This window comes from Paenibacillus sp. FSL L8-0333 (genome assembly GCF_037965665.1).
In the GTDB taxonomy this organism is placed as follows: Bacteria; Bacillota; Bacilli; order Paenibacillales; family Paenibacillaceae; genus Paenibacillus_AQ; species Paenibacillus_AQ odorifer.
This window is the reverse complement of sequence record NZ_CP150186.1, coordinates 2,502,238-2,514,035: the sequence shown is the minus strand read 5'-3', so window position 1 is coordinate 2,514,035 and position 11,798 is coordinate 2,502,238. Positions and strand designations below refer to the sequence as shown.

General features: G+C 44.0%; 7 protein-coding genes. 1 reads left to right on the top strand and 6 read right to left on the bottom strand.

Features of this window, described 5'->3' with window-relative positions:
- Positions 1-251 precede the first annotated feature (251 nt).
- The gene (locus NYE72_RS10990) at positions 252-689 is read left to right on the top strand and encodes a MarR family transcriptional regulator (protein WP_052097458.1); all 438 of its coding nucleotides are present in this window, start codon (positions 252-254) and stop codon (positions 687-689) included.
- Between the two features lie 70 nt (positions 690-759).
- Here the strand turns inward: NYE72_RS10990 and NYE72_RS10985 are convergent, their stop codons facing one another.
- The 6 genes from NYE72_RS10985 to NYE72_RS10960 form a co-directional block, all read right to left on the bottom strand.
- The gene (locus NYE72_RS10985) at positions 760-3,519 is read right to left on the bottom strand and encodes an alpha-mannosidase (RefSeq protein ID WP_076143236.1); all 2,760 of its coding nucleotides are present in this window, start codon (positions 3,517-3,519) and stop codon (positions 760-762) included.
- Positions 3,520-3,582: 63 nt separating this feature from the next.
- The gene (locus tag NYE72_RS10980) at positions 3,583-6,717 is read right to left on the bottom strand and encodes a beta-galactosidase (RefSeq protein ID WP_076143237.1); all 3,135 of its coding nucleotides are present in this window, start codon (positions 6,715-6,717) and stop codon (positions 3,583-3,585) included.
- The gene (locus NYE72_RS10975; RefSeq protein ID WP_076143239.1) at positions 6,714-8,033 is read right to left on the bottom strand and encodes a glycoside hydrolase family 125 protein; all 1,320 of its coding nucleotides are present in this window, start codon (positions 8,031-8,033) and stop codon (positions 6,714-6,716) included. Before NYE72_RS10975 ends, NYE72_RS10980 begins: the two co-directional genes overlap by 4 nt.
- 122 nt (positions 8,034-8,155) lie before the next feature.
- Positions 8,156-9,673: an ABC transporter substrate-binding protein gene (locus NYE72_RS10970; RefSeq protein ID WP_038569959.1), complete on the bottom strand. Its 1,518-nt coding sequence runs from the start codon at positions 9,671-9,673 to the stop codon at positions 8,156-8,158.
- 85 nt (positions 9,674-9,758) lie between these two features.
- On the bottom strand, positions 9,759-10,682 hold the full coding sequence (locus NYE72_RS10965) for a carbohydrate ABC transporter permease (protein ID WP_038569957.1): 924 nt from the start codon (positions 10,680-10,682) through the stop codon (positions 9,759-9,761).
- Positions 10,683-10,700: 18 nt separating this feature from the next.
- Positions 10,701-11,630 (bottom strand): ABC transporter permease subunit, encoded by a 930-nt coding sequence (locus NYE72_RS10960; RefSeq protein WP_076100799.1) that lies wholly within the window; start codon positions 11,628-11,630, stop codon positions 10,701-10,703.
- Positions 11,631-11,798: the final 168 nt, after the last annotated feature.

The following is an 11,798-nucleotide window of genomic DNA, read 5'->3' as shown; positions in this document are numbered from 1 at the left end:
TCCCCTCTCATTTCAACCCACTGGTTTGTAGTTATATCTTCTATCCATATGGTTGCCCAAAGTTGTTGTATTGCAATTATTTTGCAAAACATTTCTAATTTCGATAGAATGTATTTGATAAATCACAAAATTTTCAAATAACTTTATAATCTAATATCTTGACTATCAAGATATAATTATTTTAAAAGGAGCGTTATCTTTTGTCAAGCCACGAACAACCTACACCAGAGCAGGAACAATTCACCTTGCTTATGCGCAGTTTGGGAAACCGAACGGTATTGTACCAACAAAATGTAGCCGCCTCACTTGGGTTATACAATAATGATTTCTTATCTATAGATATTCTACGGGAGAAAGGTCCGATCACTGCCGGAGAACTGTCTAAATTAACCGGTCTGACCACCGGAAGTGTTACAGCATTAATAGACCGGCTCGAAAAAAATGGCTATGTCCGCAGACAAAATGACCCGAATGACCGCCGTAAAGTGATTATTGTGCCATTATATGAGAATAAAGATGATGTCATTAATACGTACCAACCGCTCCATACCGCCATGGTTAAGCTCGCAGCTTCTTATACGGATGAAGAGCTCGCCCTTATTTCGCAGTTTTTAGGCAAAGCAAGTGCGGTTCTAGAAGAGCAGATTGATCATCTTGGATCCACTGCGCGCGGCAAATCTTCTTCCTAAGATACGTATTTATACAAAAAAGGACGATATCCAAAAGTCATACGACTCTCTGGATACCGTCCTTTTTCATTTATTTTCTAATACCAATCGTTACAATTTCGCATGGACCGATCTGTAAGTCAAAGCTTCCTTTCTCTTTCTCATCACTAGAGACTGGGTGGCTCGCCTCTTCTAGGATCGTCGTTTTATAGAAATACTGCTGTGGAATACTTGAACGGAAGGACAGGTTGGTGTTCTGCTGACTCATGTTATACCAACGCAGCAGCAAGTCTCCAGTCTGCTTGTTCATTTTTAGTGAAGAAAATGCAAGTTCCTTACTCTCCCAATCGAATGGAGTATACACCGGCGCAACCACGCCTGCATGTACATCTGTCTGACATACAATCCACGGAACCTGGAATTGGTAAGCTTCAGCATAAGCACCAGAAGTTATACCCTCACCTGTGTGTGGGATTAGCTCCATACGAACAATGTGCTCTCCAAGACACTGCGCTTCTGGAGTAGGGAATAGCCCCCAGTCACCAAGTTCACCAACAGAACGTAGCAGTGTAATCGCAATAGTGTTACGCCCATCTCGCAGCACTTCATATTCATTTAATCCAAAATTAGCGACGGTTAGACCCGCCTTCCCATCACTAATATCAACAAAGGCTTGCTGATGTTGCGTGTTACTCGGATTCTTCCATTCTGTAGCTGGTTCAATATTCCGCTCAGCAACCTCGAACATCGAATCTACACGATGCGTGACAGCATTCAGATCTGTCGGAAACAGTATACGAATCCGGTGATCTTTGGCCTGGTTATCTATTGTCGTTTCGATATGCAATCCCTTTCCGCCCCGCTCCAAGGTGATTACAGTACGAAGTTTTAGAATGACTGTGTCACTACTGCGCTGAGCTTTGCGCTCCGGATAGTAAACCAGTGCACGCTGCTCCTCATCCAGTTTATCATCTGCCGAAGCTGGAATCTCCCAGTCATGCTTAATTTCTATAGTGGCGCGAAACGATGTATTTTCCAGTACACAAATATTAGCCTTTAGTCCTTTAGTCGTCAGAGCTTGTTCGGCCTCTGGCTGTTTGTACATATATTCATTGCCGATATCCCCGGTGTTTTCATATACGCCAAGATCTTGATAGGTCACGCCACTAGTTTTGTCACTTAGCATAAACGAACCATCATCATTAATAACTACCTTGATAACGTCATTTTCCAGCACCCGATCTCCTTGTAGCAAAGATTCAGCGGCTATTGGCAGTTTTGCATATGCTCGGCGAACCCAAGCATATGAACGAAGACCTAGCGCAGGAACTTCTACGGCTTCAAAGGTAAGTCTTACCCGGCGGCACATATACGGCTGACGGAACTTGTCATCTGGCAAATCATAACCAAACTGAAGACCTAAGTCCTCCATCTGACAGGCAATATCATTCCCTTGATCGTCTACTAACACACGACCGTGCAAGTCAATTCCGGTCATACGGCTAGCCGTTTCTTCCAGAGAGAACCCTTCTCGCAAATATAGACGCGCCACATCAAGTTCTACGCTCACAGTACCCGTGCGACTCCAACCCGTCATATTCATCGCAACTAGTGGAAGCACGTCTTCACCATATGCTGTAAACCCGGTCGTATCCACAGCTTCTGCAATCTCTCGTTTACTACCCTCAACAATGGTCTCTGCCATATGACGGCTTTTGTCAAAACGGGTGACCATCTCACGGTGTACCTCATCCACGCTGCATCCACAAATACTATCATGCGGATGATTCTGCATTAATGTCTTCCATGCATAGGTGAACAGATGATGGGGGTACTCTTTGCCCAGTAAATGTGCGAACGAAGCAAGTGGCTCGGCCACCTTTTCAAGCAAGATTTGCCCTTCCTGATTCATCTGTTTCAAATAGACACGCGCAGACGCGGTATTCACTAACGTACCCCATCCATCGGTATGCTGGCTCCGCAGTTCTCCCTTTACAGTCGACAAGCTGCTGCGATCCATTACACCCTCTACGGCCTTAAGGTAATCAGGAAAGTTCGAATGAATGAACTCCATATCTGGATACAACCGCTTCGCAGTTTCGATAGCCTCTGGCAAATCCAGTTGAGCCGGCTGATGATCGCAACCATTCATGAACAGCAGCTCACCTGTAGAGGCAAACTTCCGCGCATCTGCCAGCTTTTTCTCCCAGAACACTTTGGCTTCTGCTTCATTTACAGGCACTTCGTTTCCGTTAGAATACCAATTAGCAAATAAGATGCCGAGCACTTTTGATCCATCAGGACCTTCCCAAATCAGCTCCGAGAATGAGGATTCGTAACCTCCATCTGACACCGTATTATTGAATCCAGTGGGCTTCACACCTCTTCCAAAAAAGGCATTATTGATGCCGGATTGCCGCATTAATTGTGGAGTCTGGCCGACTAGACCAAAGGTGTCCGGAAAATAACCGATTTTGGAGGGTTCTCCGTAACGCTTCGAATCCTGATGGCCAATCTGCATATTACGAACATTGGCCTCCCCACTAGTAAGGAACGCATCCTGCAAAATATACCAAGGTCCTATTAGAAGGCGACCTTCCGTAATATATTTCTGTAGCCGCTCTTGATTTTCGGGACGTACCTGAAGATAATCATCCAGAATAATCGTCTGTCCATCCAGATAGAAACTCTTAAATTCGTTATCCTCATCCAACCGGTTCAGTAATTCATCAACCAGTTTTACTAAGCGTACATGATGTTTCTCATAGGGAAGATACCATTCCCGATCCCAGTGTGTATGGGAAATGATATGGGCAGTCTGAGGTTTAATAGATTGATTTGAACTTTCCAAAGTGAAGACCTCCTTATATGCAATGCGTTCTCTCTACCAAGATGCTTAATGTAGAAGATGTGGTTAATTTACATGGATCTCGACTTCCTGCGGGCGATAAACACCAAGCAAGTCTCCTTTACTATCCGTAGCAAAGAGAACAGAACGTTCCTGTTCTAACACGAACGAATAGGTTCGGCCAGTGGCTGAATCCTTCACCTCGATCTTTGCATCTTGGGCATATTCCGACACGAAGGTAAAAAGCGCACCCGTAGCAAAGCTCAATTTCCGTCCGTAGATACCCGCTAAGTCCCCACCACTAATCCATTCAAAATCACATTCCACAAAAGCAGCATTAACCGCGTAGCGGTAAAGTGCAGCCGTAGTATCCCTACGCTCACTCAATTCAACTGGCAGTGGGCTCCATAGGAGTCGACCCTTGCCAAGCGGAAGGTTCACGACAGTCTCTATAGTTGAACTTCCACCAGTTTCTTGAATGATCGTTTCCTTTGTCACCTCAGCTATCCGGCGGTGGCCGAAAGAGACAGGCAGGACTTGACCTTGAAGCATAAGCACTTCTTCGCGGCGCACATTACGCAATTCACGTTTGCCAAGGATATCACTCAACCGATCCGAAGAACGCCAATAGGCATCAATGCCTAACGGTCCAGTGGCAAGCAATACCGCTCCTGTCTCTTCAACAATGTGTAACAACCGTTCCATTGCTGCATCAGCGAAGTTATGCGCGCTTGGCAGTATAATCAGTTTCGCAGGGTTCTTCTCCAAATCATCTAGATGGTATTCGGAAGCCCCCCGAAAAGACATCTTGAGCTCATAAGACAGAATGCGGGTAAGCTCTGTTGTAGCAGCAAAAGCCAACTTCCGATTAGAGAAATCATTCGAATAAGGGAACACCACCGCAATCTCTTCCAATTTCCGATCACCAAATATATCACGGATACCTTCTATAAACTTCCCGAAATCATAAGATACGCCTGCCTCAGGCTTCTCGGTTCCATCTGCTCTCAGTGCTCCGATATGGGACTCATTCGCATTATCCATATAGAAATTCGTATTCCAGATCCAGTGAACAGCCCCCGCACCTGCCGTTCCAAAAGCGTAAGCATACTTGCGTTCCAGCAAATTCTGCAGCTCTTGTTCTGAACGTTTGGCTCGGCCATCTGGAGTTTCTACATACATGACGCCAGTCTCCTGAATTAGGTTTGGCTTATTAGGCGTCTTGGCAAAGATGCCATCCCACACCAGATAATCATTAAACCACCAGGAATGAACAGTGGTGTAATCCACTGCCTCCTCGTAGAAGAACGGCGAAGGTCGCTGCGCTCCTAGTCCCTCATCCTGACCAACCGTAACCATCTGAGCTGGACATTGCTCCTTAATGGCGTCGTATAATTGTTTCACCCAACGGTTATGCATCTCCATAGAGAACAAACAATAATCCAACCAGCGTGTTCCCCTCTTAGCACTGTGCATGTCTTGTACGTCGAAGTTAATCTCTTTTGCTTCTGGCAGCCCTGCAGATGCAAAGTTCGGAAGCTGTGCAGGTGTCATATTCCAGCGTTCCTGCAGCACGTCGATTACACCATGTCTTTCTTGTAGCCATTCCATAAAGGCTTGTCGCTCAAAACGATCATGGCATGAACTCGGGCCGTCCGAAAAAATACGTGCCGGATCAAACATCGACGGTTCATTAATAAGATCCCAATCTACATTCGAAGAATCTTTATGACGAGATACAATAGACCAAATGAACCGCTTCTGAGCTTCCACACTTTGTGGGTCCAGATAAGGATTTACCCCTCCCCACGTTTCCGGTGTGAAGGAGAAGAACGTGAAAGTCACTTGAAGATCATGCTTCTTTGCCGTCATGATGAAGGCGTCGATCGCCCGCAATACTTCTTCCGAGACATGTCCATCGTCTTGCATCACATTGCGATAAGCTGTCCAGATCCCTGTACGGATCCAGTTAATCCCGGCCTTCCGCATCTGGCCCATATCACGGTCCCAAACTCCCACGTTCGGTAGAAATAGAAATTTCCGCGCCACATCACTCGCCATATAAGTCATGCCGACCACTGGTAGCGGACGCCCATCTTTTATAAAATAATCTCTGCCGCTCGTTACCGGATTGCCTGCTGCCAGCAGCTCAGGAGCATGACCCCAGAACCCTTGGCGCAGAATGCGAACCTCACCATCACTGGCTTCTGCTTCACAGACAATCTGGTAGAGGCCCCTACTTATCTCCAAAGGAATAGGCAGACGCACCATGTTTAGTTCAGCATTCGCCTTCATTTCCAAACTCTGAGACCACTTCAAAGAGGTATCTGATTCATGCTCTACATGAATTGTGAAATTCCATGTATCTTCATTACGCATAGAAGGTCTCACTCGTTCAAGCTGCTGAATCTGAAGGGTTAGGGAAGCACGTTCTCCTAATTCATAAGACGCGTAATTGGGCTTAACCCACATTTCCGTTACACCCTTGCTGCAGAAACGAGCCCAATTGGATATCGCGAAAGGACCTTTTTGCTCCCAAAAAGAAGCTGTTGCAGGTGTATTTACGAACAGCCAGCGTGAGCCTGCAAATAAACCGCTCGTATTCTCCCAAAGAACTACTGGCGCAGAAATTTCCCGACCCTCGAGTGTAACTCCTTTTAATAGCGGGTAAATCCGTGTGCTCATCGGACCTGCAGAGCCCATTTGATGTGGTAAATCACTCGTCTTTGTCGTATGTGGCACGAGGTTCCATGTATTCGCACTCGTTAGAAAAAGAGATTCTTGACCCTTAAGCAGAGGAATGACATCCGAGGCAAGCAATGAATGGTTGCGTGAGCATTCAACATGAAGTGCCTCATGAATATACAGCTCCTGATGATAGGAAGTCTGCTCCGCTTCCACATGCCATTGGCCATTTTCCCAACGAACAGGTTGTTTGAAGGGTGCGCCTCCAATGCTAATCAGCCCGCCACCTCTTTGCAGGTATTCAAGAATGGCTATCCAGGTCGTTTTGGGGAAATAGGGTGCATGCAGATTGATGAAACAGCCGCCTTCCGTTTCGCGAAGCGTTTCTGCAAGCTGATTCTCATTTACAATAGATCCGAACTCACTCATGGATGTAATCGCATCGCTAGGAATGGGACTGGAAATTGGAAAATCAGAATCATAAAATATGATTACAGGTCTGCTCGGGCTGCTCATAGTAGTCCTTCCTTCATCGTTTTATAGACAAGTTGGGAGAACAGGCTATTGGACCAGGCGAACCATTTTCTAGTGAACGTATTCGGATCATCAACATGGAATCCCTCATGCATAAAGCCAGTATCCGCATCTGTAGCTTCTAACATCGCAAGCATCTCCAGCTTTTCCTCCTTAGTGGAAGCCGTCAAACCTTGCATCGATAATGCCATATGCCAGATGTAGTCTTTGGGAGTATGCGGACTGCCGATTCCCTTCGCTGCGGTTCCTTCAAAATAAAAAGGATTATCCTTGCTCAGAGCAAATCGTCTCGTATTCTGATAAATTTCATCCTCTGCGGTAACATAGCCGAGATAAGGAATCGACATGAGTCCTGGTGTTCCCGCATCATCCATCAAGCAGTAGTTGCCATAACCATCGGTCTCGTAGGCGTAGATTGGACCGAATTTTGGATGACGATAAATACCATACAATTGAATTCCGTGATCAATCTCAGCTTCTAATGCTTTAAGCTGTTCCAGAAATTCAAGATCACGGAATACCCATTCAGCGAATTCCTGCATATGACGTAATGCAACAACAGCGAACATATTCCCCGGAATGTTGTAATGGAAGTCGCAAGCATCATCGCTCGAGCGGAACCCGGACCAGACCATGCCCGTGTAATTAACAGGCATACCCAGGCCGTTATTACGCATTGTATCTTCAGGAATCCCATTGTTACGCGTAAAGCGGTATGGAGATAACTCACTATGGCGCTGTTCAGTTTTGAACAGGTTGAATATTTTGACCATTGCTGCCTTAAATCCGGCGTCGAATATATCAGCCTTTCCGGTTTCTTTCCAATAGGCATAAGCCAGACGCATGGAAAAACAAAGAGAATCGATCTCGAATTTACGTTCCCACACCCAGGGGGACATTTCCGTAATATCGCTAGTGCTCCAATGCCAATCATTCGCCGTCTCATTAAACGCATTGGCGTACGGATCGATATGAATATACTCGATATGACGTTTAATTAACCCGCCAATAATCCGCTGAAGATCGGGATCGTTTTTAGCAAAGGGCACGTAGTGCATAACCTGCTCCACAGAGTCTCGCAACCAAGAAGCCGGGATATCTCCTGTAATCACAAACGTTGTTCCATCATCCATAAGCTTAGTCGTTGTCTCAAGCGTATTAGGGAAACAATTCTTAAAGAGCTGCAATAGCTTCGGCCGATGAGCTAACTTCTCCTCTGCTTCGTTTAATACTTCTTGAACCGCTTGAGGAAGCGTCAGCTTCGGCATAGAGATGGTGGGAAGTCGGAATTGTTCCATATTCTCACTCCTTCATAATAAATGGGGATAGATAGAGAGACGGGCAGCATAGCTGCCCGTCTCCACTAATCCTATTTGTGTTACCTTTAGTGATTAATCTTAGGCGTGTTACGTTCATTAGCTTATTTCTTTGTCTGGTTCCACTCATCAAGTTGCTTTTGAACTTCTGCAATGACTTTATCAAGTCCAGCTTCTTTAAATTTCTTCGCTGCTTTTGGCAGATATGTTTTAGGATCAACAGAACCTGTGTATAGCGCTGGCATAAATTCTTTAGTTACGTTGTTGATAGCCGCTACTTCTGTTTTCACAGGTGTAGGATCAAATGCAAAACCGAAGGTAGGGGCTTCTTTTGAAGAATCATTAAACTTCTTAAAAGCATCCCATTTATCAGCAGGGTCATCAGCATGCAGATAAGTCAGTAACATGTTTCCAAGTGTGAAGCCTGGCATTGCATAGCTATCTTGCATAGCTGGCAGATCTTCAATGACATTGTCGGAGATTTTCTTATAATGAGTGCCTTCAATACCATAGTTGAGCAAATTGCGTAAGTACTTATCTGTATTCAAAAGATTCAAGAACATCATAGCCCGTTCAGGATCACCTGAGGTTACGGAAATCGCGTGCATCGAACCTGCGGCGGACTGTGTATATACATAAGGCTCATGCATAGGCGAAGTTACAATTTCATAACCTGCTGAACGAGACCAACCTTTTTCTGCATAAGGTTGTGTAATTTCGCGATCGGCAAACCATTTACCCGTCTTAATGTTATCAATACCTTCAAGTGTCGCAACGTCTGGGCGTAAGTAACCTGCTGTGTAAAGTCTACGCATCGTATCTAACGATGTTGCAAGTTCAGGTGTCTCCAGAATATTAACAACCTTGCCATCTGTGGAATCCATATAGACCCCGATAGGTAACTCATCACCTAGTACATAGTCAAATGGCATAAATGGTTTAAAGCCTTTAGGAACAGCTAGCGGTGTAATATCACCCGGCTCGTTCTCTTTAATCGTTTTAAGAAGTGGCTCTAGATCATCCAATGTACGGATATTGGAAATGTCCATGTTGTATTTATCAACATATTTCTTATTGAAGCGCCATACCCATTGCTGTCCAAGCTCCTTATTTACGGGAACACCATAGATCTCACCTTTAATCTTAGTTCCTTCTAAGAAACGAGGGTCCAAAACTTCTTTCGTTTCCTTACCATACTTATCTAGCAGATCATTCAGACCCAAGAACGTACCATTAGCAGCGTTACGACGGAAGTCATTTGTCCAAGAAGAGGTAAAGGCAATATCATAAGGCTCACCAGAAGCGGTGATGACTTGCATCTTCTTATCGTAATCGCCCCAATCGAACATCGTAATGTTCAACGTCGCGTTAATTTTTTCTTGGGTATATTTATTAACTTCTTTTAAGACAAGATCCAAATCCTTTTGAGGTCCACCAATTAAATACATCTTCAGCTCATATGGCTTTAATTCTGATGTGTTCCCTGCTGAATTCCCTGCTGCCGCTGAATTGTTTGTTTCTTTAGCAGCATTTGTATTATTATTCGAACCACATCCAGCTAGAAGGCCAGAAAAAAGCATTGTCCCTGCAAGAGCGAGTGTTAAGCCTTTTTTCATTTTCATTTCTATTTTCCCCCTTTAGATTAATGAACGCTTTATTTATATCGATTCCTATCCTAGCGATTCGAATAAATACATCTTAGTAGTGTTACTCCTTTAAAGAGCCCACGGTTAAACCTTGTACAAAATACTTTTGGAAGAACGGATACGCTAGTGCTATAGGCAAGGTTGCCAGTACAACCATCGCCATACGAACGGTTTCTGTTGGCAAGGTTGCAGCAATCTCAAAGCTTGATCCCATCTGCATACTGTTCTGAATGACAAACTCCATATTATTCTGAATTCGCATCAGCATCGCTTGGAGTGGAACAAGACTAGCATCATCTATATACAGCAGGGCATTAAACCAATCATTCCAATATCCCAGCGTACAGAACAATCCAATCGTTGCAATCCCCGGTAAAGAGATTGGAAGTACAATTTGCAGGAAGGTCCGAAACTCACCAGACCCATCAATTTTGGCAGCCTCAATGAGTGCATCAGGTACGCTAGTCTGGAAGAAGGTCCGCATTACTAGAATAAAGAATGCATTCATCGCGATTGGCAATATCAAAGCCCATATCGTGTTGTACAAATGTAAAAACTGCGTAGCCACGATATAGTTGGGAACCATTCCGCCTGAGAATAACATCGTGAAGAAGGCGAAGAAGCTGAAATAATTACGATAGCGAAATGATCTTCGAGAGAGAACATACGCATAAGTTGTTATTAGAAATAAACTAATGAGCGTACCTAGTACAGTAACCATCAAAGTAACTCCAAAGGAACGAAGTAATTGATCACCTGTGTTAAAAACAAACTGATAAGCTGCTAAACTATATTTTTCGGGTAACAAGCTAAATCCATTTAGAGCAAGTACTTTCTCATCTGTAAAAGAAATGGCTATGACAAACAAGAACGGAAACACACAAGTAAAAGCGAAGATGCCAATTATAATATTGAGTACCACATTCCATAAAGGAGTAATGGCGTTGTTGTCGATTTCTTTTGGCTTACGTTTGAATACTGCCATAACGTCACTAACTCCTTTCTAGAATATCGCATTCTCTTTGCTGATCTTTTTCACAATAGAATTCGTTACAAGCACCATGATAAATCCAACAATCGATTGATATAGACCCGCCGCTGTACTCATTCCTAGATTACCTGTCGTACTCATGCTTCGATAAATATAAGTATCGATAACATTCGTTACGGAGTATAGAACACCTGAATCCCGAGGGATTTGATAGAATAAACCGAAGTCTGATCTAAAAATACCACCAATCGCTAAAATCGTTAGCGTTACCATTAAAGGTTTAAGCAAAGGAAGTGTAATAAACTTAATCTGCTGCCATTTGCTGGCCCCATCAATCATAGCCGCTTCATAGTAGGACTTGTCGATACCCGCTATAGCCGCTAAGTAAACAACACTTGAATAACCAATTGATTTCCAAATCCCCATGAAAATTAGGATATATGGCCAAAAGCGAGTATCCCCATACCAGGAAATAGGATCGCCTCCGAAGTAAACAACCACTTGATTCAATATTCCTTTATCTACACTCAGAAAGCTGAAGGTAAAGAAACTAATAATGACCCAAGAAAGGAAGTAAGGCATAAACATCGCCGTTTGATAAACTTTAGCCGTCCGTTTGTTCACAAGTTCATTCAAGGTGATCGCAATGCCCACCGCAAGAACTAAACCGAGAGAGATCAACGCCAAGTTATAAAGAATCGTATTTCTTGTAATGATATAGGCGTCCTCCGTCGAGAACAAAAAGTTGAAATTTTCAAGGCCAACCCACTTACTATTTAAAACGCTTGCAAAGAATCCATCCCGATGAATCTTGAAATCCTTGAATGCAATTACTGTTCCAAACATCGGTAAGTAGCAAAAGATCAGGAACCATAATGTCCCTGGTAATACCATAAACCAGAGTACTTTATCCTTAATTAGACTTTTGAAAAATGCAGGCATTATTCCACATCCCCCTTCTCTCTATCCCCAAACAACCCCTATATATCCCTTCGATCTTTTTCCCTCGCCCCTTTAACTACCCTTAATTCTGCGCTATAAAAGCGGTTTCATAAAGTTGAAAAACTCCAGAATCAGATGTAAAAATTAAAGATCCACAGCAGAAAGGAC

What these genes read in the sequence shown, in the direction of transcription:
- NYE72_RS10975 (WP_076143239.1), bottom strand. Translation starts at nt 8,033, where the DNA reads ATGGAACAATTCCGACTTCCCACCATCTCTATGCCGAAGCTGACGCTT.
- NYE72_RS10970 (WP_038569959.1), bottom strand. Translation starts at nt 9,673, where the DNA reads ATGAAAATGAAAAAAGGCTTAACACTCGCTCTTGCAGGGACAATGCTT.
- NYE72_RS10980 (WP_076143237.1), bottom strand. Translation starts at nt 6,717, where the DNA reads ATGAGCAGCCCGAGCAGACCTGTAATCATATTTTATGATTCTGATTTT.
- NYE72_RS10960 (WP_076100799.1), bottom strand. Translation starts at nt 11,630, where the DNA reads ATGCCTGCATTTTTCAAAAGTCTAATTAAGGATAAAGTACTCTGGTTT.
- NYE72_RS10965 (WP_038569957.1), bottom strand. Translation starts at nt 10,682, where the DNA reads ATGGCAGTATTCAAACGTAAGCCAAAAGAAATCGACAACAACGCCATT.
- NYE72_RS10990 (WP_052097458.1), top strand. Translation starts at nt 252, where the DNA reads ATGCGCAGTTTGGGAAACCGAACGGTATTGTACCAACAAAATGTAGCC.